We start from the raw sequence: 25,839 nt of genomic DNA on the forward strand, positions 1-25,839 counted from the left end.
ACCCCATCATCACCCGAACCTCCAGCGCCCCGCATCTCTGCAGCACCGCCTCAGTAGCGAAGCCCTCGACTATAGCACCAATTTCAGAGAGGCAGAAGAAAGTCCGTGAAATTTCAGAATTCGCAGCCCTCTCTACACACGCCACTTCTCCAGCAACTTGTCGGGGCTCAGGCTGTCATAGCCTTCAAAGGGCTGATGAATCCAGGGGTTTGTCGGCAGAAATTCCACAGAGTAGTCCGCAGAGAACGTAGACAGGCCCTTCGTCCAGATCACCGCACTGCGCAGTTCGGTGATCGGAGCATAGTTGGTCTTCAACATATTGATCACGGCATGCAGAGTGTGGCCGGAGTCCGCAAGATCATCGACCAGCAGCACCTTACCGGCGATCTCACCCTTGGGAGTGGTGATGAAGCGAGCGATATCCAGATGACCCTGCACCGTGCCGGCTTCGGCACGGTAGGAACTGGTGGACATGATGGCCAGGGGCTTGTCGAAGATACGACTCAGGATATCGCCGGGACGCAACCCGCCCCGTGCAAGACACAGGATCGTGTCGAACTTCCATCCCGACTGATGCACCTTGAGGGCCAGCTTCTCGATGAGGCTGTGATACTCGTCATAACTGACATAGAGGTGTTTGCCGTCTTCGGTCAACATGAAATGGCTCCTGGATGTATAGCTGTAGAGGCGAGGGTCAAAGGCAATCAGCCAGCGACATAGGGATGGCGCATCATGATGGTGTGATCCCGATCCGGACTAGTAGAAATCATGTCGATCGGCACACCTGTCACCTGCTCGATGCGCTCCAGGTAGCGTCGGGCACTTTCCGGGAGCTTGGCATAGTCGGTCACACCAACGGTGGAGTCACTCCACCCTGACAATGTCTCGTAGATAGGGGTGCAGCGGGCGATGTCTTCGGCCCCCATGGGCAACAGATCAATGCGTTCGCCATCGAGCTCATATCCCGTGCAAAGCAACAGTTCTTCGAGGCCATCCAGAACGTCCAGCTTGGTGATGCACAAGCCAGAGAGGCCATTGACCTGCGCACTGCGCTTGAGCAATGCGGCATCAAACCAGCCGCAGCGGCGGCTGCGTCCAGTAGTCACGCCCTTTTCAGCGCCCACCGTGCTCATGTGGTAACCCGGCGTACCTGGCACTTCCCAGTCCAGCTCGGTGGGAAATGGCCCCCCGCCCACACGGGTGCAATACGCTTTGGTGATGCCAAGAATGTAATGCAGCATGCCAGGCCCCACGCCGGATCCCGCCGCTGCGTTGCCGGCCACGCAGTTGCTGGATGTGACATAGGGATAGGTGCCATGGTCCACATCCAGCAACGTACCTTGTGCACCTTCGAACAGGAGATTGGCGCCTTCGCGGTGGGCATCGTTCAATTCACGCGACACATCGGCCATCATGGGCTTGAGCAATTCGGCATGGCGCATCGCCTCTGCATAGACCACGTCAAACTGAACCTTGCCATCCTGGATGTACGGCTTGAGCGCATCACCAAACACGAACGAACCGGAGCGGAGGTACGTCGTGAGGGTATGGTTGTGCAGGTCCAGCAACTCGCGCAGCTTGGCTGCAAACCGCTCTGGGTATTTCAGGTCCTGCACCCGCAGTGCGCGGCGGGCAATCTTGTCTTCGTACGCGGGACCAATACCCCGCCCTGTTGTTCCAATCTTCTCCGTACCGCCCTGCTCGCGCGCGGCTTCACGCGCCACGTCAATGGCAGCATGGAAAGGAAGGATCAAGGGACAGGCCTCGCTGATGCGCAGGCGTGACCGCACTTCGACACCCGCCTTCTCAAGGCCTTCGATTTCCTCGAACAGTTTGGCAGCCGACAGCACGACGCCGTTGCCGATGTAGCACTTCACCCCGGGTCGCATGATGCCGCTGGGAATCAAGTGCAACGCAGTCTTGACCCCATTGATCACCAGCGTATGGCCAGCGTTGTGCCCGCCTTGAAAACGGACCACGCCTTGGGCACTCTCTGTCAGCCAATCAACCAGTTTGCCCTTGCCTTCGTCACCCCACTGGGTCCCGACCACCACTACATTGCGACCTTTGGTTGCTTTCATCTCAAACCCAATTCAATTTTCAATTGCTCAAACAGCCTGCACGACCCACCGGCCCGCAACCTGCACCAGTTCCCGGTCGCAGTGGAACTCGTCCACTTCGCTCTCATGCCCCGGCAGAACGCAGACCACCGTCTCACCCGCCTTGCGGAGTTTGGCGATGGCCGCATTGACCTCATCGGACTCCTCCCATGGGGCCCGGATCGCCGCCTTCAACGCACGCGGCGACACTACGCCGACCACCTGCTTGAGATCCAAGCTGAACCCTGCCGCGGGGCGGTTTCTGCCGAACACGGCCCCCACTTCGTCATAGCGCCCGCCTCGGACCAACGCATCGCTTGCACCCGGTGCATAGATCGCGAAACGTGCACCGCTGTAATACGCATAGCCACGCAAATCGGCCAGATCAAACGTCACGGTAGCCCCCTCCAACCGGGTAGCAAGCCATTTCAAATTTGATAGCAGCAGGGGAATGTCGGGAAAGTGCTTGAGCGCTTTTTCAGCCTCATCCAACACAGCCTGATCTCCATACAGCTGCAGCAGCGCCAGCAAACCTTTGCGAGACTTCTCGGGGAAAGCGCGGGTCAAAGACACCAATTCGCCAGCGTCCTTGGCAGCCAGCGCGGCATGGATGGCACTCAACACCTGGGCATTCAGCGGCACGCCAGCCAGCAGGCTGCGCACAATCCGCACGTCCCCCAGGTCGATCGTCGTGCCACGAACGTCCGCAACCCGCAGGCACTCCCGGGCCAACTGCAAAGCCTCGAGGTCCGCCTCCAGCCCGGCATGCCCGTATATCTCCGCACCGAACTGCAGGGGCTCGCGTGTAGCATGGGGACGGTCAGGCCGGGTGTGCAGTACGGGGCCGCAATAGCACAGCCGAGCAACCCCCTTGCGATTGAGCAGGTGCGCATCGATGCGGGCCACTTGGGGGGTGGTGTCCGCCCGCAGCCCCATGGAACGCCCGGAGAGCTGATCCACCAGCTTGAAAGTCTGGAGGTCGAGCGCCTCGCCAGTACCTGTCAGCAAGGATTCGAGATGCTCCAGCAAAGGAGGCATCACCAGCTCATAGCCATAACAACGGGCTGTATCAAGCAGCCCGCGACGCAATTCTTCGATGTGCCGCGCTTCGGACGGCAAGACATCGGCAATGTGATCCGGAAGGACCCAAGCAGACATGGAGAAAAGGGGAGGCTGTTAAAACCGTGATTCTACCGGGAGGAGAGCGAAGGCCCGAGAGACTCCACCGCCAGGACTCCAAGCCCAGGTCAGAACCACAGCATGGCAACACCGGCAACGATGGCCAGCAATGCGAAAAAACGTATCTGGCCATCCTGCAGCAGTGCAATCTGGGAGACCGCACGCCGCCAGCCCTGTGGCGATAGGAAGGGCAATAGCCCTTCAATCACCAGCACGAGGGCCAGAGCCGTCCAAAGGCTGTCAAAAGTCACTGCGGCAAGCTACCAACAACCAGGGCGGGGGAACTCACTTGCGTGCCGCGGCAGCAGGCGCCGTGGCCGAGGTTCCGCCTCGGAAAGTCTTGAAGAATTCCGAAGACGAAGGATCGAGGACCATCACGTCGGTCTTCTTGTTGAAGCTGGACTTGTATGCCTCCAGGCTGCGGTAGAACTGGGCAAACTGTGGGTCCCGGCCAAAAGCCTCGGCGTAGATGCGCGCTGCTTCAGCATCGCCTTCACCCTTGATCTTCTGGGCATCGCGGTAGGCATTGGCAATCGCTATCTCACGCTGACGATCTGCATCCGCCCGAATTTTTTCCCCCTCGGCCGCCCCCGTGGAGCGCAGTTCATTGGCGACACGCTTACGCTCAGCCTCCATGCGCCGGTAGACCGATTCCGTGATGGCTTCCACGTAGTCGACGCGGGTGATGCGCACATCCACCACGTCCACACCCCAGGGCTTGGCCCCGCGAACGGTCTCGAGCACTTCGCGCTTGACATCTGCCATCAGCGCCTCGCGTTTGAGAGACAGCAGTTCCTTGACAGTGCGCTTGTTGATTTCCTCCTGAAAGGCATTGCGCACCACCCGATTGAGCTGCATGGCCCCGGCGCTTTCGTCCAACCCCACATTGCGGATGTACTCCGTGGGTTCGGAGATGCGCCAGCGCACATACCAGTCGATGACCACACGCTGTTTTTCAGCCGTCAGCATGGGTTCTGTATCGCTGCTGTCCAGCGTCAGAAGACGCTTGTCGATATACGACACGTTCTGGAAAGGCGGCGGCAGCTTGAAATTCAAGCCCGGCTCGGTAATCACTTCCTTGATCTGCCCCAGCGCGTAGAGCACGCCAAACTGGCGCTGGTCCACCACGAAAAGCATGGAGCTCATGAGGGCCAGCACCACCAGGAGGGTAGATGCAATAAATCCGACTCTGTTCACGAGCAGCTCCTAGCGAGATTCACGATCGCGTGTGCGACTGCTGTCACGCGCTCGGGGGTCATTCGAAAAAGTGGACGAAGGCACGGCAGGCACCACCGCCGGCGCGGGCGCAGCGGCAGCCGGAGCATCCAGAGGCCCTGCTCCGCTCGCCACGCCTTGCATGATCTTGTCCAGGGGCAGATACAGCAGATTGGAGCCCTGGCGCGACTCGACCAGCACTTTGGTCACATTGCCGTAAATCTGCTGCATGGCCTCCAGGTACATGCGGTCACGGGTCACCTGAGGCGATTTTTGGTATTCCGCCAGAATGGAAGAGAAGCGTTGCGCATCGCCTTGCGCCTGCGCAACAATCCGCGCCTTGTAAGCTGCCGCCTCCTCATTCAAGCGCGACGCAGAGCCCACTGCACGCGGGATGACATCATTGGCGTATGCCTGCGCTTCGTTCTTGGCCCGCTCGCGCTCCTGCCCTGCTTTCAGCACATCGTCAAACGACGCCTGCACCTGTTCAGGTGGACGCACCCCCCCCTGCTGCAGGTTGATTCCAACAACTTCGACACCGACCTTGTAGCGGTCAAGAATGGTTTGCATGAGCGCACGGACCCGCGGTGCAATCTGGTCACGCTCTTCGGCCAGGGCCGTATCCATGCGCATCTTTCCTACCACTTCGCGAACCGCCGTTTCGGCGGCCTGTACCACTGCATCCGACGGATTCTTGCTTTCAAACAGCCAGGCGCGTGCATCACTCAAGCGGTACTGCACGGCAAACTTGATCTCGACGATGTTCTCGTCTTCGGTGAGCATGGCCGACTCGCGCAGGCCGGTGCTCTTGATGACGCTGTCCCGGCCCACGTCGGCGGAGCGAATCTGGGTCACGAAAACAAGCTCGTGGCGCTCGATGGGGTATGGCAATCGCCAGTTGAAACCCGCGCCCACCGTACTCTTGTACTTGCCAAACTGAGTGATCACGGCCTGCTGGCCTTCCTGGACGATGAAGAACCCTGTCCCCATCCAGATGACAAACACAATCCCGGCGATCAGCCCCACACCAACGCCTGCGCTCTTCATGTCGGGTTGGAACCCGCCGCCCGAACCGCCACCGTTGCCCGGCCCGCGCCCGCCACCGTTCTTGGACCCGAACAATCCGCCCAGCTTCCGATTCAGGTCGCGCCACAGTTCGTCGAGATCCGGCGGCTGCCCATTGCCCGGGCGCTGGTCACCCCCCCGGTTTCCCGAAGGCGGGGGAACGGGGCGGTCCTCTGGGCGTGCGCCATCATCGGACTTGTTGTCTTCGCCGCGTCCCCACCGGGGATCGTTCAGGTTGAACATGCCCCGAATACGTGCTGGCAGCGAAGTCCAGCGTAGGGTGCGATTTTGGAAATTCATGCGCAAAGTCTCTGGTTCTCTGGATGGCATCGGTAATGCTGGCATTGTGCCCAATCAGGGCTCGGACCCTGGCAATTCAATGGCGACACCAGGGGTCATGCCTTCTTGAGCCGCAATCACCACCCTGGATGCAAGCGCCTGGCGAAGCGTGTCCAGCCCTTCGCTGGAGCGCGCGCTCACGAACAGGCGCTGGAACAATTGCCCGTCCACATCGTACTGATCCTCCAGAAGCGGGGGACGTTGCTCCGCCTGCAGCGCATCCAGCTTGTTGAACACCAGTATCTGAGGAATATCCGCAGCCCCGATCTCATGCAGCACTTTCTGGACCTGCGCCATCTGCTCCGGAAAACCCGGATTGGAGGCATCCACCACATGAAGCAGCAGATCCGCATCAATGGCCTCCTGCAACGTCGCCTGGAATGCATCCACCAGGCCATGGGGCAGGTCGCGAATGAATCCCACCGTATCGGAGAGGGACACCGATCGTCCTGCAGCGCCCAGATACAGTTGGCGCGTTGTCGTGTCCAGCGTGGCAAACAGTTGGTCTGCGGCATAGGCACGGGCCTTCACCAACGCATTGAACAAGGTGGACTTGCCCGCATTGGTGTAGCCGACCAATGAAATATTGAAGGTGTCGCGCCGCTCCCGTTGCCGCCTCTGGGTGGACCGCTGCCGCTTGACCTTGACAAGACGCTCGCGGGTGCGCTTGACGGCGTCGCCAATCATCCGGCGGTCGAGTTCAATCTGCTTCTCGCCAGGGCCACCACGTGCGCCAATCCCACCCGTCTGACGCTCCAGGTGAGACCATCGACGCACGAGGCGGGTACTGAGGTACTGCAGTCGCGCGAGCTCCACCTGAAGCTTGCCCTCATGGCTGCGGGCGCGCTGGGCAAAAATCTCCAGAATCAGCAGCGTGCGGTCGTTGACTGGAAGCTCAAGGTGACGCTCCAGGTTACGTTGCTGGGCCGGGCTGAGCGATTGATCGAACAGCACCTCAACCGCACCGTGCATCTGTGCCGCAGTGCGAATTTCGTCTGCCTTGCCACTTCCGACAAACAAGGCCGCGTCCGGGGCCTTGCGTTTGCATGTCAGGCGGCCAACCGGGTTCATGCCCGCCGTCTGTGCGAGCAGGCCCAATTCCTCGAGATCGCCATCAAAATGGGGAAAACCAAAGTCCACCCCCACCAGCAGCACCGGGGTGCCGTCCACGCGCGAAGATGTCATCGCATGCAAATCAGATGGCCTTCTCGCACCATCCGTGCAAGAAGCGAAGACCGGTTCAGAAACAACAACTCAAGCGTTGCTGCTATCTGCATCAGGGGTGTCGGCGGTGGAAAAATTGACGGCGCGACCTGGCACGATGGTGGAAATAGCGTGCTTGTAAACCATCTGGGTCACTGTATTGCGCAGCAACACCACATACTGGTCGAATGACTCGATCTGCCCCTGCAGCTTGATTCCATTCACCAGATAGATGGATACAGGAACATGCTCCCGACGCAGCGCGTTGAGGAAGGGATCTTGCAAAAGCTGGCCTTTATTGCTCACGATATTCTCCGTGTTCAAAATGTTGTTGTAAACCAGCACCTTACCACAGCCCGAAGGGCAAATCGGGCTGGTAGTGCATGGCCCTTCAGGGCTCCAGCCTTTGGATCAGGCCTCGTCCTTGTCGGCAAAAGGATTGTGGGAGGTTTTCATTTCTATCCGCAGCGGCGTGCCCACCAGATCAAACTCTTTGCGGAAGCGTCCTTCCAGGAAGCGCTTGTAGGCATCGGTGACATGTTCGAGCGAATTGCCATGGATCACGATCACCGGCGGGTTCATGCCCCCCTGGTGTGCATACCGCATCTTGGGGCGGAACATGCCTGCCCGCTTGGGACTTTGGAACTGCACAGCCTCCAGGAGCAGGCGTGTAAGCACCGGCGTGGACATTTTGCAGGTTGCCGCCTTGTGCGCCTGGGCGATCGACGTCCACAGCGGCCCCAGCCCCTGCCGCTTCTTGGCGGAAATGAAATGCATCGAGGCAAACTTCAGAAAGGCGAGCCGGGTCTCGATGGACCGCTCCAGCAACTGGCGCTGGTAGTCGTCCACGGCATCCCATTTGTTGACAGCCACCACCACGGCCCTGCCGCTTTCAAGGATGTAGCCTGCGATGTGCGCATCCTGATCCGTGACCCCCTGGGTCGCGTCCAGCAGCAGCAGAACCACGTTGGCCGATTCAATGGCCTGGAGGGTCTTCACGACCGAGAATTTCTCGATCGCCTCAAACACCTTGCCCTTGCGGCGCAACCCCGCCGTATCGACCAGCTCGAAGCGTTGGCCATTGCGCTCGAATGGCACGGTGATGGCATCCCGGGTCGTGCCCGGCATGTCAAACGCGACAAGGCGCTCCTCGCCAAGCCAGGTGTTGATCAGCGTCGATTTACCGACATTGGGCCGCCCTGCGACGGCAAGCTTGATGACGCTCTTGTCGGAGCCGGCCTCGGAGTCGTCCGGTTCAGGAAGCTGCAGGGGTTCCAGGGCGATATCAACCAGACTGCGGATACCCTGCCCATGCGCCGCGGACACGGGATACACCTCGCCCAGCCCCAGCTCATAAAACTCTGCCAGCTGCACACCTTCCAGCATGCCCTCCGCCTTGTTGGCGACCAGCACACAGGGTTTGCCAAGACGGCGCAGGTAGTTTGCAATGTCATGGTCCTGCGCAGAAACGCCGGCACGTGCATCGACCACGAAGATGACCACATCCGCCTCGGCAACGGCCTGCTGCGTCTGCTTGGCCATCTCCTTGTAGATGCCACTCGATGCATCAGGCTCGAAGCCCCCTGTATCGATGACGATGTACTCGTGCTTGCCTTGCTTGCCATTGCCGTAATGCCGGTCCCGCGTCAGCCCGGCGAAATCCGCCACGATGGCGTCGCGAGACTTGGTCAGACGGTTGAAAAGCGTGGACTTGCCGACATTCGGACGCCCGACGAGGGCGATAACTGGCTTCATTGAATAAGATCCATCAATCAGGACGGAATCCGTAGACGCCACCGTTTCGCGTGACCACCACCAGCGTATCGGCAGCGACAGCGGGCGCCGCAGCTATGCCGGATGCATCGGTGGCAATGCGGTTAAGCGGAGAACCGTCCGCACGGGAAAGCAGATGAACGAGGCCTGCATCGTCCCCGACCACCACCGAGCGTCCCAGCAGCAAAGGCGCTGTCAGTTTGCGGTGCTTGAGCCTGTCCGTCGCCCACAGGCGTGAGCCGTCGCTGCGGCGCCATGCAATCACCGTGCCATTGCCCTCGGCCCCGAACAGCGCTTCGCCATCGCCGTGCACTCCATCGGCTCCACTGGCCGGCTGCGTCCAGGCCACCGCGCCTCTGGCCGTATTGACGCAACCCACAGCCGACTGGAAGGCCCGTGCACAGACGGAGTCCCCTACCCGGCTGGTACGGCCGACCAGTTCCACCAGGCGTTCGACATCATTGGTACCGCGCGAGCTCGCCAGCGGCGCCTCCCAGCGAACGCTGCCGTTGTCCGGGTTCAAGCCCAGAAGGCGGCCGGCAAAACCCGCCACCAAGGTATCTCCCACAGCCAGGAGCACGCCGGCTTGGCGCAAAACCAAGGGGTCTCCAGGGCGCTGCTGGCTCCAGAGCTTGCGCCCCGTCACAGCATCGTAGGCGGCCAGCGACCGATCCGTCGACAGCACAAAGACACGCCCGCCAGCAACCAGGGGGGGCGTGAATACCTGCGCAGCCAGGGATTGCCGCCACCGCTCACGGCCGGCATCCAGAACAATCAACGTGTTGCTGCGGGACACGACAGCCGCAGACTTTCCATCGCTTCCCACACCCGCGGACAAGGGCTCGGCCAGTGCGGTGCGCCATACGTCTCCACCGGTGCGCGCATCGATCGCAGCCACCACGCCGTCAGCGGATGCCACGGTCACCACATTGCCTGCGGAGTGAACCTCCAGCGGAAATCCTCCGACATTGCCGATGCGCGCTGTCCATGCCTGCCGCACACCCAGGACAGCGACATTGGCCCCCAGATCGGCAGGTACGGGTTTGGAGCTGCTGCCACTCCACAGCGAACACCCGGCCAACGTGGCGACCAGCACCGCGAACGAAACGCCACGCAGCAGCATCCGCCCGCCCGGCGTGTTGTTTGCACGATTGAACGCCATGGTTATTTCACCCCTTCCACAGGAGCAGCCGCAGCCACCGCGATACCCTGCGGCGAGACCCCCAGGGCACCAAGCTTGATTTCCACGAGGCGCCGATACTCCACACTCTCCTCGAAGGCCTTGTACGCCTTCGCATACTCCGCGATCGCCTCTGTGCGCTTGCCCTGCAGGGAATAGATATCACCCTTGCGATCTGCGAACACCGCTTCAAACTCAAGGGGAGTGCTGCCAGACACCTGCTTGAGCGCCTCATCGTAGTTTTTCTGGTCCATCAGCACGCTGGCCAAGCGCAACCTGGCCAGCGCCTTGAGGCCATCATCCCCGGACTGGGCGGCCACCCAGGCCAGCGCTTCTTTCGCGCCATCGGCATTGCGGGCATCCACCATCGTCTTGGCGAGCGCGAGGCCGGCCTGGCTGGCCTGCGTAGTGCCCGAATACTTGGCCTTGAGGTCGGCAAACGCCTGCGCCATGCGCGCTTGATCCCCCGTCCGGGCAGCCACATCCACGGCATCAAAGAGCGCCGCGGCCTGGCTCGCCTGGCGGTTTTGCCAATACTGGTATCCGTTCCACGCAACCAGGGAGCCCGCCACCAGAATCAGTACCGAACTGATGAGCGTGCCCCAGGTGTTCCAGAAATGCTTGAGCTGGTCAAGCTGTTCTTGTTCTTCGAGATCTAGGTGATTTGCCATGGAATATGTTCTGTTTAGCGGTTGGATTGTAGGTGGGACACCCATTCGACCAGGGAGTCCAGCGGTTGTTCGGCCTGCGCTCCGACACCATCGCGCAAGGACTTGACAACAACCATCCCTCGGGAGAGCTCATCGTCGCCAAAGACCAGTGCATGCAGCGCGCCGCTCGCATCTGCCTTCTTGAACTGGGACTTCATGCTGCCCATTCCTTCACCGCCTGCGGGCGCAGCATGCATCTGCACACTGACGCCGAGCTGCCGCAGGCGCTCGATGGCCGCAACCGCCACCGGCAACGCCGCCGCCGAGGGAATCACCGCATACACATCGGGAGCCAGCGCCGGCAATGCGCTGGCCTGCTCCTTGAGGAGTTCGAGCACACGCTCAACCCCCAGCGCCCAGCCCACCGCTGGCGCAGCCTTGCCACCAATCTGACCGATCAGGTAGTCGTAACGGCCGCCGCCACAGATCGTGCCCTGCGAGCCCAATTGGTCGGTGACGAACTCGAACACGGTCAGGTTGTAGTAGTCCATGCCCCTGACAAGGCGCGGATTGACGGTCCATGCGACGCCATTGGCACTCAGGATGGACTTCACTGCGTCGAAATGCGCGAGCGACTCTGGCCCCAGGAAATCGATCAACCGAGGTGCGGCCTCCACGATGGCCTGCATGGCGGGGTTCTTGGTATCCAGAATGCGCAGGGGGTTGCTGTGCAAGCGCCGGCGTGCTTCTTCGTCCAGCACATCGGCATGCTGCTCGAGGTACGAGATCAGCGCAGCACGATGGGCCTTGCGTTCATGGGGCTCGCCCAGGCTGTTGAGCTCCAGCCGCACATTCTGAAGCCCCAGTTCACGCCACAGCGCCTGGGCCAGCAAAATCAGTTCCGCGTCGACTTCGGCGCCCGGAAAACCCAGCGCCTCGGCGCCAATCTGATGGAACTGGCGATACCGCCCGCGCTGCGGACGCTCGTGGCGGAACATGGGCCCCATGTAGTACAGGCGCTTGCCCCCGTCGTACAGCATGGAATGCTCGGCCACGGCGCGCACGACGCCTGCCGTCGCCTCGGGGCGCAGGGTCAGGTGCTCGCCATTGAGACGGTCCTCGAACGAGTACATCTCTTTTTCAACAATATCGGTCACCTCGCCGAGCCCCCGCACAAAAAGCGGCGTGGGCTCGACGATCGGTGTGCGGATATTGCGGTAGGCGTAGCGCGCCATCAGGCCCCGGACCTTGGCCTCCAGCCACTCCCAGCGGGCAGATTCGGGAGGCAGGATGTCATTCATGCCTTTCACGGCCACCAGCTTTTCCGGCTTGGGCGAGGTGGCGCTTTTTTCGTTACTCACAGCTGTTCTTTTCTTATCCAATTATTTTGAGAGAGCTTCCTTGCGGCCCCACTGCGGGGGCTGAGCAAGGGCTGTCGGCGCGGATGCAGCGGGTCAGGCGGCGGGAACCGCGGCACCGAAACGCTTTTCAATGTACTGCTCGACGATCTGATGGAACTCATTGGCAATGTTCTCGCCGCGCAGAGTCAGGGCCTTTTCGCCATCAATGAACACAGGGGCCGCAGGCGCCTCACCCGTACCGGGCAGGCTGATGCCGATGTCTGCGTGCTTGCTTTCGCCAGGACCGTTGACGATGCACCCCATCACGGCGACGCGCAGATTCTCGACGCCGGGATAACGAACCCGCCATACGGGCATCTGGGCACGCAGAAAATCGTCGATCTGCTTGGCCAGGTCCTGAAAGGTCGTGCTTGTGGTGCGGCCACAGCCCGGGCATGCCGTGACGCTGGGGACAAACATACGCAGACCCAACGCCTGCAATATCTCGGAGGCGACCACCACCTCCTGCGTGCGCGCCTCCCCGGGCTGGGGCGTCAGGGACACGCGAATGGTATCGCCGATGCCTTCTTGCAGCAGAACCGACAGCGCGGCTGCCGACGCCACCGTGCCCTTGGTTCCCATGCCCGCTTCCGTCAGCCCCAGATGCAGCGCATAGTCGCAGCGGCGTGCGAGCTCACGATAGACGGAAATCAGATCCTGCACCCCACTGACCTTGCACGACAGGATGATCTGATTGCCATCCAGCCCCATCTGCTCGGCCCGGCGAGCGGACTCGATGGCCGACGTGATGAGCGCCTCATACATGACCTGGCGCGCCTCCCAGGGCGAGGACCGGCGGCTGTTGGCGTCCATCAGGTCCACCAGCAGATCCTGATCGAGACTGCCCCAATTCACCCCGATGCGCACCGCCTTGTTCCACCGCATGGCGGCATCGATCATCTGGCCAAACTGCCGGTCCCTCTTGTCACCCTTGCCGACATTGCCCGGATTGATGCGGTACTTGGACAGCGCCTGTGCGCAATCGGGAAAATCCGTGAGCAGCCGGTGCCCGTTGTAGTGAAAGTCCCCCACGAGCGGCACACTTTCCCCCATCCGGTCCAGCTGTTCCCGGATATAGGGCACCGCCGCCGCGGCCTCGGGGGTATTCACGGTAATCCGCACGAACTCCGAACCCGCCTGCGCCAGCTCCTTGACCTGTATGGCCGTGCCGATGGCGTCCACCGTATCGGTATTTGTCATGGATTGCACGCGCACGGGCGCATCGCCGCCCACCGTCACGACACGGGATCCCCACACGATCCTGGCTTGGCGTGAGCGCCGAGGCAAAGGGGATGCAATCGCAATGGGCCCCATATCACCAGATACCTGTTCCACTATTTCACCTCGAAGCGAGCAACGTTTTCACGCGACACAGTCGTCAGGTCGAAAGGCTTGCCGCGCACGAAGACCTCCGTCACGTCCGCGCGTCCGATGACAACCGCCAAAGGCATCGACCCGGCGACCGACACCGACTCGCCCGCGACCAGATTGCGCTGCAGCGCTACCGCGCCTGCGGAGTCCCGCACCTGCACCCAGGATTCACTGCGCGCGCGCAGCACCAGCGCACCTGCGGGGGGGGCGGCTGCGCTGGCGGCCGCCACCGGGGCCGATGCAACACCATTGGCAGCCGCGGGCGCGGCTGCATCGGGGCGCCCCGCCGCAACTGGCGCGGGGCTCTCCGGCTTGCGCTCGGCAACGCCGGTCGCGGCACTCGATACTTCTGTGGGTGCGGGGCTGGCCTGAGGTTCCGCGATGACCGAAGGAGCGGCCGTCACCGGGGCAGGTGCCTGCGCTGTGCCCGTCGTGCTCGTCGCCCCGTCCTGCTGGCGGGGAAAGAAAACAAGGACGAGAGCTCCCACCAGCAGCGCCAGCACCACCAAGGTGACGGACCGCGAAGTGGATCCCGAAAAGGACGCCGAGGACGAAGACGACTTGCCAGAACCGCCCTTCACGGGTGCATTGAGACCGGCACTGTCCGTGGCCAGACGCGGACTCTTGCTCTGCGGCAACAGCGACAGGACGGGCGCAGGATCGAGCTTGAGTGTCCTGCAGATGCTGGATGCCAGCGCCCGCACAAACACCGTATCAGGCAGCGCCTCGTAGTTGTCGGCCTCCAGCGCCTCCAGCTTGCTGACCGGCACCTTCAGCGCCACGGCCAAGGCGGCAATGTGCATGCCGGATGCCTGCCGCGCTTCCCTGAGCAATCCACCCGCCGTCATTCCACCACTCTCCAGAACCTCACTCATTGAAAGCCCCACGCTCGTATGCCCCCAGTTCCCGCGAATCCGGGAAACGCTTGCGCAACTGTTCCGCCAGCTGCTTCATGGCCACGGAGTCACCCAGGCCACGCTCCACCTTGATTCCGAGCCACAGCGATTCGGAGTTGGCAAACTGGCTGTTGTTCAGCCGCCGGATATAGAACTGGGCGCGGGTCAGCTCGTTGCGCCGCAACAAAAGCGCAGCCAGGTGGTAGCCCACCACGGGGTTGGCGGCATCCAGTTCATAGGCCTTGAGCAGTGACTGCTCGGCTTCGGCGAACTGACCGGCCCCCGACTGGCAAAGCCCGCGTGCCATGAGTGTCTTGCTGCGCGCGGTGTAGGAAGGATTGGCCAGCGCCCGCCCGAATTGCTGGTCCGCTTCTGCGTACTTCTGCTGCTGACAGAGCAACCAGCCGTAGTTGTGCAACAGGTTGGGATCGTTCCCCCTGAGCGCCAGCGCCCTGCGAAAACTGTCGTCCGCCTGCGCAAAATCGTTCAGCCGCATGTAGATGAGGCCGCGCAGGTTGAAGGCGTCGGAATACGTGGGATCGGCCGCCAGCGCCTGCTTGACTTCATCAAGCGCCACGGCCGTCTGGCCGTTCTCGAAATAGTTGGATGCAAGCTCCAGGCGGATGCGGGCACGGCGCCGCGTTTCAGGCTCATCGGACGGAGTGACCAATCCCGCATTGGTATCCACGGTGGACATGCTGTTGTTGGTCGCACACCCCTGCAGTACGGACATGCATGCGAGCACGCCACATGCCGTGAGTGTCCAGCGGCCAAGTTGCTGCCAGCTTCCAACCAATCCCACCATGTAGAGCCTCCTTGAAGTATGCCGATTGCTTGCTGATCAAGTCACCGGTTTGAGCACGATTGTCCGCTGCTTTGCCATGCGCTCAGCGGCCCGTGTGCGATCCTTGACATCTCCCGCGAGCTGGCCACAGGCCGCGTCGATATCATCTCCCCGGGTCTTGCGCACCGTTGTGACAATACCTGCATCGCTCAGGACCTTCGCAAATGCAACCACCTGATTTTGCGCAGATCGCAACAGCCCCGATGCGGGAAATGGATTGAAGGGAATGAGATTGAATTTGCAGCGCACCCCTGCGCCGCGGGCGGGCTTGACCAGTTCGATCAGCTGCTGCGCATGCTCCAGCTGGTCATTGACGCCATCGAGCATGCAGTATTCAAAAGTGATGAAATCACGCGGTGCGTGCGCCAGATAGCGGTTGCAGGCCTCCAGCAGCTCTTCGATCGGATACTTGCGATTGAGCGGTACCAGATTGTCCCGCAGCGGATCGTTGGGCGCATGCAAAGACACGGCCAGGGCCACCGGGCAATCCTGCGAGAGGCGGTCCATCATGGGGACCACGCCCGACGTGGATACCGTCACCCGCCGCCGCGACAGACCATACCCATGGTCATCGAGCATGACACGCAAGGCGGGCACGAGCGCCGAGTAGTTCTGCAGCGGCTCGCCCATCCCCATCATCACGACGTTCGAGATCACCCGATCTTCGGACTTGAGGCGTTTGCGCAAGGAATGCTCTGCAAACCACAACTGCGCGACGATCTCGCCCGTGGTCAGATTCCTGCTGAAACCCTGATGCCCCGTGGAGCAAAAGCGGCACCCCACGGCACAGCCGGCCTGGGAGGAAATACACAGCGTTCCGCGGTCATCCTCAGGAATGAAGACGGCTTCCACCGCGTTGCCATCCCCCACGTCGAACAGCCACTTCACCGTGCCGTCCGAGGAAACATGCTCGGAGATGACTGGCAAGGCCTCGACACGGGCGCAACCCCTGAGCTTGTCGCGCAGGGCCTTGGCCAGATCGCTCATGGCGTCAAAGTCGCTGGCGCCGCGCTGGTGGATCCAGCGAAACAGCTGGGTGGCGCGAAACCGCTTTTCGCCCAGTTGCTGGCAGAAAGCAGCCAGGCCGTCGAGGTCAAATTCCAGCAGGTTGGTGGTGGTCATCGCGCCCTCCCAGTGACGGGCCGAGCGCGGTCGTCCCCATGGCGCAGGTGTCCCACGATTGCGGGAACAGGCATGGGGAGCACCATATCAGCGCGAGTAGATGTTCAGGCCGGGGAAGAAGAAGGCCACTTCTGCCTGGGCGGTTTCAGCTGCGTCGGAACCATGCACTGCATTGGCATCGATGCTGTCAGCGAAGTCGGCGCGGATGGTGCCGGCTTCTGCCTTCTTGGGGTCCGTGGCGCCCATGAGTTCGCGGTTCTTCAGAATCGCGTTTTCACCTTCCAGGGCCTGGATCATCACGGGGCCGGAGATCATGAAGTCCACCAGGTCCTTGAAGAAAGGACGCTCCTTGTGCACGGCGTAGAACTGCTCGGCTTCCAGGCGCGACAGGTGGGCCATGCGTGCAGCCACGACCTTGAGGCCGGCAGCTTCAAAGCGTGCATAGATCTGACCGATGACATTCTTGGCCACTGCGTCGGGCTTGATGATGGAGAGGGTGCGTTCGATTGCCATGTTGATTTCCTGAATGGATGATGTTGCTGTAATTCGTTTGCCCACTGGACAAAGCCTTCGATTCTAACCGGGCAGACCGGCGCAGCGTGCGCTCAGCGCCCGCCGCCCCCGCGGCGAGGGCCGCCTCCGCCGGGGCGCCGCTTGTCCTGGCGGTGCCGCGAGAGGCTGTCCATGCCGATATAGCCCACCGAGGTCTTCATCGGATCCGGCTGTGCCGCCCCGCGCTGGCGGTCACCGCCGCCGGCATTGTTGCCGCGGGCCTGACCTTGTTGTCCATTGTCACGGCGGGGTTTCTGGCCGCGGGGGCCGCCCGGCGCCCCCTGCGACATGTCGCGGCGCGGGCCGTCGCCCACGCGGGGCCCGTTGCGCCCCCGGTTGCGCTTGTTGCCGCCGCGCCCGCCCGCACCCGGCCCCTCTTCCAACCGGCCTTCGGCCGGAGCCTCCGGCCGTCCGGCACCGGCGGCCTGGACCAGGGCGCGGATGTCACTCTCATCGAGTTCCAGCCAGGCGCCGCGCTTGAGCCCGCGCGGCAGCACCATGGCGCCGTACCGGATACGGATCAGCCGGCTGACCGCATGTCCCACAGACTCCAGCATCCGGCGCACCTCGCGGTTGCGCCCTTCGGAAATGGTGACCCGGTACCAGCAGTTGGAGCCTTCGCCGCCGCCATCCTCGATCGATCCAAAGGATGCCATGCCATCGTCCAGGCGCACGCCATCCAGCAGCTTCTGCTTTTCTTCGTTGCTCAAGGCGCCCAGCACCCGCACGGCGTACTCGCGCTCCAAGCCAAAACGCGGGTGCATGAGCTTGTTGGCAAGTTCGCCGGAGCTGGTAAACAGCAGCAGGCCTTCGGTGTTCAGATCCAGGCGCCCGACAGACTGCCACTTGCCCTGCATGAGCCGGGGCAGCTTGCGAAAGACGGTGGGCCGGTTCTGGGGGTCGTCATGGGTCACCACTTCGCCCACCGGCTTGTGGTACGCGATCACGCGCGCGGGCGGCGGGTCGATCCGGTAGCGGATGGGCTTGCCGTTGACCTTGACCTGGTCTCCGAACTGGATGCGCTGTCCGATATGGGCAGGCTCGTTGTTCACGGAGATGCGCCCTTCCAGAATGAGCTGCTCCATCTCCAGCCGCGACCCCAGCCCCGCCTGGGCCAGCACCTTGTGAAGCTTGGGCGTTTCCACCTGGGGCAGCAATACGCGCTTGGCGGGAACGGCGTCGGCCGACGCATCATCCTCATCGAAGCGGCCCGACACCACATCCTCGAACTGATAGCCATCCACCGCCGGCGCCGCCTTGCGCCTGTCGCGCCCGGCACCTTCGGGGCGTTGGGGCGGCCTGCCGCCGGGCTGGCCCTGGTTCCTGCGGCCGCCCTGCCCTGGCTGGCCCACAGACTCAGAGCCTTCCGCATGCGCCGCCGCAGCCTCGGCCTCGGGCCCTGCAACCACCTGCGACGAGGAGAGCGCCTCGGGCGACAACTCCGCAGCTGTCACGGGCTCCACCTCAGAAACGGCCTCGGGGGCCGCCGAAGCGATGGCGTCGCCAGCAGCACTTTGCTCCTCGGCAACCACAGCCACCGGCACCGCCTTCTTGCGCGGGGCGCGCTTGGCAGCAGGTTTCTTCGGCGCCGCAGCCGCCTGCGCAGGCGCAGCCTCCGGCAGATCAGCCGGCATTTCGGGGGTCGAATCGTTCATCAAATATTTCCCTGGATACCACCCGGGGTATCGGCATCGTCGTCGCGGAGATCCGTCTCCGCATTCTGAAAAAAGTCTTCCACGGACAGCACCGCATCCGGCGCCGCGCCCGGTTCTGGCGGCTGTTGGCCCGGGCCGGGCTCCGATGGCGCAGCGACCAGCTCCGCTGCCGGTTCGGGCTCCGGCTCTATCACCCCTTGGGCGGCAGCGGCCATGGCCTCCAGGACATTGGCATTGCCGGTGGGGTCATCCAGCACCGGCAACTGGTCCAGCGACTGCAGCCCCATGTCATCCAGAAACTGCCGCGTGGTCGCAAACAGCGCCGGACGCCCCACCGTTTCCCGGTGGCCGATGACCTCGACCCAGCCCCTGTCTTCCAGCTGCTTGACGATCAGGCTGTTGACCGTCACCCCCCGGATGTCCTCGATATCACCCCGCGTCACCGGCTGGCGATACGCAATGATCGCCAAGGTTTCCATGGTGGCCCTCGAATAGCGCGGCGGCTTTTCGGGGTGCAGCCGGTCGAGGTACTCGCGCATCTCGGGCCGGCTCTGGAAACGCCAGCCCGTAGCCACCTGAACCAGCTCCACGCCACGCTGCGTCCATTCCAGCTGCAGCTCCTGCAGCAATACCTTGAGCGTGTCCGACCCCAGCGCGTCATGGAACAGCACCCGCAGCTCGCGCAAAGGCACAGGCTGCTGCGCGCAGATCAACGCAGTTTCGAGGACCCTTTTGGCATCCACCGTGTTCATGGTTCAGCGATTCCTGGAAAAGTGCCACGCGTTGCAACGGGTGTCACATCAACAGCAGGGGGCAATCAATGGCGCGCTGTGCAAGGGTGCTGGCGCGACGCAAGAGCCCGGCGGGATTCCGTCTTCGGGCTGGGGCCAGTCTGGCCGTCAGGGCGCATTGTAGCCCAGCCCCCATGACGAGAGGGCCTGGCAGATGTCCTGCGGCACCGGCGCCCGGAATTCCAGCGCCTCGCCGGTCACAGGGTGCGAGAAGGCCAGGCGGTAGGCATGCAGCGCCTGCCGCTGCAGGCTACCGACCGGCGCGCCGCCATACAGGCCATCCCCCACCAACGGATGCCGCAAGGACGCCATGTGCACGCGGATCTGGTGCGTGCGGCCCGTATGCAGGGTGCATTGCACCCAGCAGCCCTCGTCCACGCCAGCGAGCCACCGGATGTCGGTGCGCGCAAGCTTGCCCGCATGGGTCGCCAGGTCGACGACCGCCATGCGCAGGCGGTTGCGCGGATCCCGGCCAATGGGAGCGTCCACCGTGCGGATCTTGGGACCCGACCATGCGCCGTGGGCCATGGCCACGTACTGCCGCTGCACCTTGCGCCCGGCAATCAATGCGACCAGCGCGTCCATGGTGGCGCGGTCGCGGGCAACGACCATCAGCCCGCTGGTGTCCTTGTCGAGCCGGTGCACGATGCCCGCGCGCGGCACGGTCAGCGCCTTTTCGTCGCGGGCGAGCAGGCCGTTGAGCAAGGTGCCGCTCCAGTTCCCGGGCGCGGGGTGCACCACCAGGCCGGCGGGCTTGTTCACCACCAGCAGATGGGCATCCTCGAACACCACGTCGATGGACATGGACTCAGGCCGGAAGGCCTGGCTCTGCAGCGTGGGCCGCATTTCCAGCACCACCTGATCGCCCGCCTTCACGCGCGCTGCCGCCTTGGGAAGCGGCTTGCCATTGAGGCTTACCAGCCCCTGAGCCAGCAGTTGCTGCAGGTAGCTGCGGGAAAACTCGGGCACCAGATCGACCAGCGCCCGGTCCAGCCGCACGCCATGCTGTCCGGCCCCGATGTGCATGGAGCGAAGCTCGCTCCCGGACTCGTCCGCCAGCCCTTCCGACTCGTCGGCCAGCAGCTCATCCGCTGCCCCGGCCGGTTCCCGCGCCATGCCCGTTGCGCCCATTGGCGGCGAAGCCACGGCGGAAATCAACGTGCAGGCAGGTAGCGCGACGGGTCGACGGGCTTGCCTTGCCGGCGGATTTCAAAGTGCAGCTTGACGCGGTCGGCGTCGGTGCTGCCCATCTCGGCAATTTTCTGCCCCTTGCGCACGGACTGGTCCTCCTTGACGAGCAGGGTCTGGTTGTGCGCGTACGCTGTCAGAAAGGTGTTGTTGTGCTTGAGGATGACGAGGTTGCCGTATCCGCGCAGCCCCGCGCCCGCATACACCACGCGGCCGTCGGCGGCGGCCAGGACGGGGTCTCCCGCCTTGCCAGCAATGTCGTATCCCTTGTTGCGCGCCTCGTCGAACCCGGCGATCAGCGAGCCCGGAGCGGGCCAGATGAATGCCATGTCGTCTTCCGCGGCACCCGACGACGGTGTCGGCGTTGCCGGCGCGACGGCCACCACGGGGCCGGAGGCCGCCGAGGTGGCGGGCTTGGCCGCGCTGGCCGGGGGCACGGCCGCACTGGCGGGATTGGCGGGCGTCACCGTCGAGGAGGTCACCGGGCGGGTGACCACGCCGCTGTCGGCGGCCACGGCCTGCGAGGCGGGCGCGGGCGGCGCCACGCGCAGCACCTGGCCCACTTCGATCAGATTCGCGTTCTCGAGGTTGTTCCAGCGCGCAATGTCTTTCCAGCTCTGGCCCGACTCCAGGCCGATGCGAATGAGGGTATCTCCCGGCTTGACCGTGTAGTAGCCTGGTTTTCCGGCATTTTCCGCGCCGGGCAGCGGCTTGAGGGGTGTCCCCACCACCACGCCGGGCTGGGCCGCTGGCGGAGGCGCGGAGGACGAGGAGGATGTGCCCCGGTCTTCCACAGGAGCCTTGTTCAGCCGGGTGCCGCAACCGGTGAGCGCAAGCCCCGCCAGCGCCACGGTAAACCCAACCACAAGACCACGCGATACGAACATAAGCATTTCCCTTCAGGCAATCCCCGATTTTAGGGGGACAAAATGTACGGGCTCGAGCACGTTTTGTTTCAATCCGTGCGGGGTTTTGTCGATCACCAGCAACATCTGCTGCCCGCCTGCCACCGCCATGGGCGCCACCAGCCGCCCTCCGACCGCCAGCTGGTCGCACCACGCCTGCGGCACGGCATCCCCGCCCGCGGCGGCGATGATGGCCGCGTAAGGCGCGCCCTTGGCGTAGCCCAGCATGCCGTCCCCGAACAGCAAGTGGACATTGGCCAGGCGAAACGGGCGCAGGTTGTGGCGCGCCTTGTCGTGCAGGCCCCGCAGGCGCTCCAGGGTATAGACCTCGCGCGCCAGGTGGCTCAGCACGGCCGCCTGGTAGCCGCAGCCCGTGCCGATCTCCAGCACACGTCCCAATCCGCCCGCGCGCGCGCCTTCGGCGCCCAGCAGCAGCTCGCACATGCGGGCCACGACGTTCGGCTTGGAAATGGTCTGCCCAAGGCCAATCGGCAGGCTGGTGTCCTCATACGCCTGGTTGACCAGCGCGCTGTCGACAAAACGATGGCGCTCCACGGTGCCCATGGCGTGCAGCACCGCCGGCGACGTGATGCCTCCGGCCGCCAGCTTGTGCACCATGCGCGCGCGCACCGCCGCCGAATCCAGCCCCACCCCCACCGGCGCCGCCGCCGGCTGGCGCGCGGGCGGAGCGACCGGGGCGGGCCTGGCGGGAGAAGGTCCAGATCCTGGCAACCTGGCAGGGAATCCGGGGCGGCGCTGCATCACGGTCCCGGCGCCCCGGCCACGCCTGCCACAAGGCGGGACGCGGTCTGTGCCCAGTAGCCCAGGTTGTCGTGGTCCGTCAGGTCCACCTTCAGCGGAGTGATCGACACGTGGCCTTGCGCCGTGGCATGAAAATCCGTGCCTTCCGCATCGTCCTTGGCCGCCCCCGCGCTGCCGATCCAGTACATCGCCTCGCCCCGGGGGCTTTCCTGCACGATCACCCGCTCGGCCGCGTGGCGGCGCCCCAACCGGCACAGCTTGAGGGGCTGCAGCGCCTCCAGCGGCATGTTGGGAATGTTCACATTCAGCAGCCATGGGGTCTCTGTCACGAGACGCTGGGCCCGCATCTGCGCGACGATCTCGCGCGCCTTGGCCGCGGCCGCCTCGATCTCGCCCCAGCCCTTGTCCACCTGCGAGAAGGCAATGGCGGGGATGCCGAACAGATACCCCTCCATCGCCGCGCCCACGGTGCCGGAATAGATGGTGTCGTCGCCCATGTTGGCGCCGTTGTTGATGCCCGACACCACCAGGTCGGGCCGGTAGCCCAGCAGGCCGGTGAGGGCGATGTGCACACAGTCTGCGGGCGTGCCGTTCACGTAGCGGAAACCGTTGTGCGCCTGGTGCACATACAGCGGCGAATGCAGGGTGAGCGCATTGGACTTGGCGCTGTTGTTGTGCTCTGGCGCGACCACCTCGACCTCCACCCCGTCGAGGGTCTTGAGCGCATCGTGCAGCGCCACGATGCCCGGAGCCTGGTAGCCGTCGTCGTTGGAAATCAGAATTTTCATGGTTGCAGAAGGGGTTGCAACGGATTGTAGGTGGCGTGCCCCGGGCCCTGCCCTGCGCAACGCAGGCGCAGGCCGTCGCTCGTGGGACATCGCGCCCCGGCAGGCCCCGCCTATCATGCGTCCCACATTGACAGGAGACTTTTCCCATGCACGCTTGGCTTTGCACCAACCCCGTCGGCGTCGACGCCCTGGCCTGGACCGAACTGCCCACGCCCACGCCCAAGGCGGGCGAGGTGCTCATCGAGATCAAGGCAGCCAGCCTGAACTTCCCCGACCTGCTCATCGTGCAGAACAAATACCAGATGAAGCCGCCACTGCCCTTCGTGCCCGGCTCTGAATACGCGGGCGTCGTGGCCGCCGTGGGCGACGGCGTGACGCATCTGAAAGTGGGCCAGAACGTGGCCTGCCTGTCGGGCACGGGCGGTTTCGGCACCCACACGATCGCGCCCGCGGCGCTGTGCATGCCCCTGCCCGACGGCTTCCCGCACGTGGATGCTGCAGCCTTCATCATGATCTACGCCACGTCGTACCACGCGCTGGTGGACCGCGCCCAGCTCAAGGCCGGCGAAACGGTGCTGGTGCTCGGCGCCGCCGGCGGCGTGGGCACCTCGGCCATCCAGATCGCCAAGGCCATGGGCGCACGCGTGATCGCTGCCGCCTCCACCGACGAGAAATGCACGCTGTGCACCTCCATCGGGGCGGACGCCACCATCAACTACAGCAAGGACAACCTGCGCGAATCCATCAAGGCGCTCACCGACGGCAAGGGCCCGGACGTGATCTACGACCCGGTGGGCGGCGATTTCGCCGAGCCCGCGTTCCGCTCCATCGCCTGGCGCGGCCGCTACCTGGTGGTGGGGTTTGCCTCCGGCCCCATCCCGGCCCTGCCCTTCAACCTCGCGCTGCTCAAGGGTGCCTCCATCGTGGGCGTGTTCTGGGGCGACTTCGCCAAGCGCGAACCCAAGGCCAATGCCGCCATGATGGGTGAGCTGGCGCAGTGGTATGCCCAGGGCAAGATCAAGCCCGTGATCGACCGCACCATGCCCATGGCCGAGCTGCCCGCCGCCTATGCGCACATGGGTTCGCGGGGCGTGATGGGCAAGCTGGTGATGGTGAACTGAGCCTGTGGCCCGCCGGGCGCGCCGCCCGGCTTCATCCAGGCCCCGGGAATCCGGCCGCTGTGTCACACTCGCGCATCCTGCTTCTCCCTGACACTGGTGTCCGCACATGGCCGACCGACCACCTTCCGAAATCGCGCGCGAGACGCTCAAGCAGCTGGCCACCCGGCGCCTTCCCCCGACGCCCGACAACTATCTGGCGCTGTATGACGAGATCGCAGGAGTCCGCAGCCCGCAGCCATTTCCCGAAGGCCCCCTGCAGCACATCCTGAGGGTGCTGCCGGGGCAGACGCCCGCACAGAAGCGCCTGCTGGGCCAATTCGAACGCGCCGTCAACAACAAAGACTGGACTTCGCTACAAAGTGTGCTGGTGGGCTACGCCAACCTGGGCCTGAACCCCGCCACGGCGGCATCGGCGCCGGTGGAGCCGGCCCCCGGGGCCGCGGCCACTGCCTCGCCAGGCATCCTGCCGGACGAGTTTGCGCAGATGCTGGCGCGCCTCATCGACAACACGCTGCCCGCGCTTGGTGAAGACGATGCCCGCGTGATCGACATGGCGCAGCAGCTCATCACCTTCCTGAAGGAGCCCGCGCCCCCCATCTCCACGGTGCAGCTCATGCTGGGCAACTTCACCTACAGGCTGTCGTTCGCCACCGAGGAGCAGGCCTCCATCCGCGCCAGCCTGCTGGAGCTGCTGCACATGGTGTTCGAGAACATCGCCGTGCTCAGCCTGGAAGACCGCTGGCTGCACGGCCAGGCCGAGGCGCTCATGGCCGCGTCCACGCCGCCGCTCACGCTGCGCCGGCTGGACGACGTGCAGCGCCGGCTCAAGGACGTGATCTTCAAGCAGGCCGAGGCCAAGGCCCGCACGGTCGAGGCCCAGGAGCAGATGAAGGACATGCTGGCCACGTTCATCGAACGGCTGGCCCGGATCACGGCGTCCAGCACCACCTACCAGGGCACGATGGCACGGTGCGCCGACCTGATCGGCAAGGCCAACACGCTGGAGGAGATCGCCCCCGTGCTGCACGAGGTGATGACCGCCACCCGCGCGATGGCGCTGGACAGCCGCGTCACGCACGACGAGCTCCATGAGCTGCGCGAGCGCACCGAAGCCAAGCGCGCCGAAGTGGCCAAGCTGCAGGAAGAGCTCGACCGCGCCAGCCAGCAGGCCCGGCACGACCCGCTCACCGGCTCGCTCAACCGCAAGGGCCTGGACGAGGCCATCGAGCGCGAAATCGCGCGTGCGCGCCGCCTGGGGTCTCCGCTGTGCCTCTCGCTGCTCGACGTGGACAACTTCAAGACCATCAACGACCGACTGGGGCATTCCGGCGGCGATGCGGCGCTGGTGCACCTGGCGCAGGTCACGCGCGAGGTCATGCGCCCCCAGGATCTGCTGGCACGCTACGGCGGCGAGGAATTCGTGCTGGTGCTGCCGGACACCCCCGTGGAAAGCGGCGTGGCCGCCATGACGCGGCTGCAGCGGGAGCTCACGACACGCTTCTTCCTGCAGGGCTCCGAGAAGGTGCTCATCACCTTCAGCGCCGGGGTCGCCCAGCTGCACGACAGCGAAGACAGCGCGGACACCATCCGCCGCGCCGACCAGGCCATGTACCTGGCCAAGCGCTCGGGCAAGAACCGCGTGATGGCGGCATGAAAGGAAGCCCCCCTGTGTCGCCTTCGGCGCCTTCCCCCGGACGGGGACGCCGCCAGCGCACGCAAGCGAAGCGCCGCATCCGCAGCT

25 protein-coding genes are annotated in these 25,839 nt (G+C 63.9%); 2 read left to right on the forward strand and 23 right to left on the reverse strand.

Annotated elements, in window-relative coordinates; genetic code table 11:
* Window positions 1-132: 132 nt before the first annotated feature.
* The 23 genes from AC1RVY_RS15830 to surE all read right to left on the reverse strand — a co-directional run bounded on the left by AC1RVY_RS15830 (window position 133) and on the right by surE (window position 22,977).
* Window positions 133-657: a phosphoribosyltransferase gene (locus AC1RVY_RS15830; protein ID WP_369642849.1), complete on the reverse strand. Its 525-nt coding sequence runs from the start codon at window positions 655-657 to the stop codon at window positions 133-135.
* Between the two features lie 47 nt (window positions 658-704).
* Window positions 705-2,081, reverse strand: coding sequence for an adenylosuccinate synthase (locus tag AC1RVY_RS15835; protein ID WP_492807129.1), 1,377 nt, complete (start codon window positions 2,079-2,081; stop codon window positions 705-707).
* Window positions 2,082-2,108: 27 nt separating this feature from the next.
* The gene (locus AC1RVY_RS15840) at window positions 2,109-3,257 is read right to left on the reverse strand and encodes an ATP phosphoribosyltransferase regulatory subunit (RefSeq protein ID WP_218295348.1); all 1,149 of its coding nucleotides are present in this window, start codon (window positions 3,255-3,257) and stop codon (window positions 2,109-2,111) included.
* Window positions 3,258-3,346: 89 nt separating this feature from the next.
* Window positions 3,347-3,529: a DUF2065 domain-containing protein gene (locus AC1RVY_RS15845; protein ID WP_492253525.1), complete on the reverse strand. Its 183-nt coding sequence runs from the start codon at window positions 3,527-3,529 to the stop codon at window positions 3,347-3,349.
* Between the two features lie 34 nt (window positions 3,530-3,563).
* Window positions 3,564-4,475, reverse strand: coding sequence for a protease modulator HflC (hflC, locus tag AC1RVY_RS15850; RefSeq protein ID WP_218295350.1), 912 nt, complete (start codon window positions 4,473-4,475; stop codon window positions 3,564-3,566).
* A gap of 9 nt (window positions 4,476-4,484) precedes the next feature.
* Window positions 4,485-5,858, reverse strand: a complete 1,374-nt coding sequence (gene hflK, locus AC1RVY_RS15855) for an FtsH protease activity modulator HflK (RefSeq protein ID WP_492807131.1) — start codon at window positions 5,856-5,858, stop codon at window positions 4,485-4,487.
* A 54-nt stretch (window positions 5,859-5,912) separates the two neighbouring features.
* Window positions 5,913-7,082, reverse strand: coding sequence for a GTPase HflX (gene hflX / locus AC1RVY_RS15860; RefSeq protein WP_492807133.1), 1,170 nt, complete (start codon window positions 7,080-7,082; stop codon window positions 5,913-5,915).
* 69 nt (window positions 7,083-7,151) lie between these two features.
* Window positions 7,152-7,406 (reverse strand): RNA chaperone Hfq, encoded by a 255-nt coding sequence (gene hfq / locus AC1RVY_RS15865; RefSeq protein WP_218295353.1) that lies wholly within the window; start codon window positions 7,404-7,406, stop codon window positions 7,152-7,154.
* 105 nt (window positions 7,407-7,511) lie between these two features.
* On the reverse strand, window positions 7,512-8,855 hold the full coding sequence (gene der / locus AC1RVY_RS15870) for a ribosome biogenesis GTPase Der (RefSeq protein WP_492807135.1): 1,344 nt from the start codon (window positions 8,853-8,855) through the stop codon (window positions 7,512-7,514).
* 13 nt (window positions 8,856-8,868) lie between these two features.
* A complete protein-coding gene (gene bamB, locus AC1RVY_RS15875; protein WP_492807495.1) occupies window positions 8,869-9,996 on the reverse strand; it encodes an outer membrane protein assembly factor BamB in 1,128 nt (375 codons plus the stop codon).
* A 41-nt stretch (window positions 9,997-10,037) separates the two neighbouring features.
* Window positions 10,038-10,724 carry a YfgM family protein gene (locus AC1RVY_RS15880; protein ID WP_492807136.1) on the reverse strand — a complete coding sequence of 229 codons (687 nt, stop codon included), beginning with the start codon at window positions 10,722-10,724 and terminating at the stop codon, window positions 10,038-10,040.
* Between the two features lie 14 nt (window positions 10,725-10,738).
* Window positions 10,739-12,004 carry a histidine--tRNA ligase gene (hisS, locus tag AC1RVY_RS15885; RefSeq protein ID WP_218295795.1) on the reverse strand — a complete coding sequence of 422 codons (1,266 nt, stop codon included), beginning with the start codon at window positions 12,002-12,004 and terminating at the stop codon, window positions 10,739-10,741.
* 153 nt (window positions 12,005-12,157) lie between these two features.
* Window positions 12,158-13,417: a flavodoxin-dependent (E)-4-hydroxy-3-methylbut-2-enyl-diphosphate synthase gene (ispG, locus tag AC1RVY_RS15890; RefSeq protein WP_492807497.1), complete on the reverse strand. Its 1,260-nt coding sequence runs from the start codon at window positions 13,415-13,417 to the stop codon at window positions 12,158-12,160.
* Window positions 13,418-13,437: 20 nt separating this feature from the next.
* Window positions 13,438-14,349, reverse strand: a complete 912-nt coding sequence (locus AC1RVY_RS15895) for a helix-turn-helix domain-containing protein (RefSeq protein WP_492807139.1) — start codon at window positions 14,347-14,349, stop codon at window positions 13,438-13,440.
* Window positions 14,342-15,175 (reverse strand): type IV pilus biogenesis/stability protein PilW, encoded by an 834-nt coding sequence (gene pilW / locus AC1RVY_RS15900; RefSeq protein WP_218295357.1) that lies wholly within the window; start codon window positions 15,173-15,175, stop codon window positions 14,342-14,344. The genes AC1RVY_RS15895 and pilW overlap by 8 nt, the downstream gene beginning before the upstream one ends.
* A 36-nt stretch (window positions 15,176-15,211) precedes the next feature.
* Window positions 15,212-16,336 (reverse strand): dual-specificity RNA methyltransferase RlmN, encoded by a 1,125-nt coding sequence (gene rlmN / locus AC1RVY_RS15905; RefSeq protein WP_218340260.1) that lies wholly within the window; start codon window positions 16,334-16,336, stop codon window positions 15,212-15,214.
* Window positions 16,337-16,423: 87 nt separating this feature from the next.
* A complete protein-coding gene (gene ndk / locus AC1RVY_RS15910) occupies window positions 16,424-16,849 on the reverse strand; it encodes a nucleoside-diphosphate kinase (protein ID WP_008905954.1) in 426 nt (141 codons plus the stop codon).
* A gap of 92 nt (window positions 16,850-16,941) precedes the next feature.
* Window positions 16,942-18,543, reverse strand: a complete 1,602-nt coding sequence (locus AC1RVY_RS15915; protein WP_492807141.1) for a pseudouridine synthase — start codon at window positions 18,541-18,543, stop codon at window positions 16,942-16,944.
* Entirely contained in the window at window positions 18,543-19,295 is a 753-nt protein-coding gene (gene scpB, locus AC1RVY_RS15920; protein ID WP_492807143.1) for an SMC-Scp complex subunit ScpB, read from the reverse strand. The genes AC1RVY_RS15915 and scpB overlap by 1 nt, the downstream gene beginning before the upstream one ends.
* 147 nt (window positions 19,296-19,442) lie before the next feature.
* Window positions 19,443-20,450 (reverse strand): RluA family pseudouridine synthase, encoded by a 1,008-nt coding sequence (locus AC1RVY_RS15925; protein ID WP_492807499.1) that lies wholly within the window; start codon window positions 20,448-20,450, stop codon window positions 19,443-19,445.
* 38 nt (window positions 20,451-20,488) lie between these two features.
* Window positions 20,489-21,409 carry a peptidoglycan DD-metalloendopeptidase family protein gene (locus AC1RVY_RS15930; RefSeq protein WP_218295361.1) on the reverse strand — a complete coding sequence of 307 codons (921 nt, stop codon included), beginning with the start codon at window positions 21,407-21,409 and terminating at the stop codon, window positions 20,489-20,491.
* Between the two features lie 12 nt (window positions 21,410-21,421).
* Entirely contained in the window at window positions 21,422-22,189 is a 768-nt protein-coding gene (locus tag AC1RVY_RS15935; protein WP_492244018.1) for a protein-L-isoaspartate(D-aspartate) O-methyltransferase, read from the reverse strand.
* On the reverse strand, window positions 22,189-22,977 hold the full coding sequence (gene surE / locus AC1RVY_RS15940; RefSeq protein WP_218295363.1) for a 5'/3'-nucleotidase SurE: 789 nt from the start codon (window positions 22,975-22,977) through the stop codon (window positions 22,189-22,191). Before surE ends, AC1RVY_RS15935 begins: the two co-directional genes overlap by 1 nt.
* A 146-nt stretch (window positions 22,978-23,123) precedes the next feature.
* Between surE and AC1RVY_RS15945 the strand changes: the two genes are divergently transcribed.
* Both AC1RVY_RS15945 and AC1RVY_RS15950 read left to right on the forward strand, forming a co-directional pair.
* The gene (locus AC1RVY_RS15945; RefSeq protein ID WP_492807146.1) at window positions 23,124-24,098 is read left to right on the forward strand and encodes an NADPH:quinone oxidoreductase family protein; all 975 of its coding nucleotides are present in this window, start codon (window positions 23,124-23,126) and stop codon (window positions 24,096-24,098) included.
* Window positions 24,099-24,204: 106 nt separating this feature from the next.
* Entirely contained in the window at window positions 24,205-25,752 is a 1,548-nt protein-coding gene (locus tag AC1RVY_RS15950) for a GGDEF domain-containing protein (RefSeq protein ID WP_218295365.1), read from the forward strand.
* Window positions 25,753-25,839: the final 87 nt, after the last annotated feature.

This window comes from Acidovorax sp. GW821-FHT11A03 (genome assembly GCF_058809075.1).

Coding starts and splice junctions, on each gene's coding strand:
- AC1RVY_RS15830 (WP_369642849.1), bottom strand. CDS start 657: ATGTTGACCGAAGACGGCAAACACCTCTATGTCAGTTATGACGAGTAT.
- AC1RVY_RS15835 (WP_492807129.1), bottom strand. CDS start 2,081: ATGAAAGCAACCAAAGGTCGCAATGTAGTGGTGGTCGGGACCCAGTGG.
- AC1RVY_RS15840 (WP_218295348.1), bottom strand. CDS start 3,257: ATGTCTGCTTGGGTCCTTCCGGATCACATTGCCGATGTCTTGCCGTCC.
- hflK (WP_492807131.1), bottom strand. CDS start 5,858: ATGAATTTCCAAAATCGCACCCTACGCTGGACTTCGCTGCCAGCACGT.
- hflX (WP_492807133.1), bottom strand. CDS start 7,082: ATGACATCTTCGCGCGTGGACGGCACCCCGGTGCTGCTGGTGGGGGTG.
- der (WP_492807135.1), bottom strand. CDS start 8,855: ATGAAGCCAGTTATCGCCCTCGTCGGGCGTCCGAATGTCGGCAAGTCC.
- bamB (WP_492807495.1), bottom strand. CDS start 9,996: ATGCTGCTGCGTGGCGTTTCGTTCGCGGTGCTGGTCGCCACGTTGGCC.
- AC1RVY_RS15880 (WP_492807136.1), bottom strand. CDS start 10,724: ATGGCAAATCACCTAGATCTCGAAGAACAAGAACAGCTTGACCAGCTC.
- hisS (WP_218295795.1), bottom strand. CDS start 12,004: ATGAATGACATCCTGCCTCCCGAATCTGCCCGCTGGGAGTGGCTGGAG.
- ispG (WP_492807497.1), bottom strand. CDS start 13,417: ATGGGGCCCATTGCGATTGCATCCCCTTTGCCTCGGCGCTCACGCCAA.
- AC1RVY_RS15895 (WP_492807139.1), bottom strand. CDS start 14,349: ATGAGTGAGGTTCTGGAGAGTGGTGGAATGACGGCGGGTGGATTGCTC.
- pilW (WP_218295357.1), bottom strand. CDS start 15,175: ATGGTGGGATTGGTTGGAAGCTGGCAGCAACTTGGCCGCTGGACACTC.
- rlmN (WP_218340260.1), bottom strand. CDS start 16,336: ATGACCACCACCAACCTGCTGGAATTTGACCTCGACGGCCTGGCTGCT.
- ndk (WP_008905954.1), bottom strand. CDS start 16,849: ATGGCAATCGAACGCACCCTCTCCATCATCAAGCCCGACGCAGTGGCC.
- AC1RVY_RS15915 (WP_492807141.1), bottom strand. CDS start 18,543: ATGAACGATTCGACCCCCGAAATGCCGGCTGATCTGCCGGAGGCTGCG.
- scpB (WP_492807143.1), bottom strand. CDS start 19,295: ATGAACACGGTGGATGCCAAAAGGGTCCTCGAAACTGCGTTGATCTGC.
- AC1RVY_RS15925 (WP_492807499.1), bottom strand. CDS start 20,450: ATGGCGCGGGAACCGGCCGGGGCAGCGGATGAGCTGCTGGCCGACGAG.
- AC1RVY_RS15930 (WP_218295361.1), bottom strand. CDS start 21,409: ATGTTCGTATCGCGTGGTCTTGTGGTTGGGTTTACCGTGGCGCTGGCG.
- AC1RVY_RS15935 (WP_492244018.1), bottom strand. CDS start 22,189: ATGCAGCGCCGCCCCGGATTCCCTGCCAGGTTGCCAGGATCTGGACCT.
- surE (WP_218295363.1), bottom strand. CDS start 22,977: ATGAAAATTCTGATTTCCAACGACGACGGCTACCAGGCTCCGGGCATC.
- AC1RVY_RS15945 (WP_492807146.1), top strand. CDS start 23,124: ATGCACGCTTGGCTTTGCACCAACCCCGTCGGCGTCGACGCCCTGGCC.
- AC1RVY_RS15950 (WP_218295365.1), top strand. CDS start 24,205: ATGGCCGACCGACCACCTTCCGAAATCGCGCGCGAGACGCTCAAGCAG.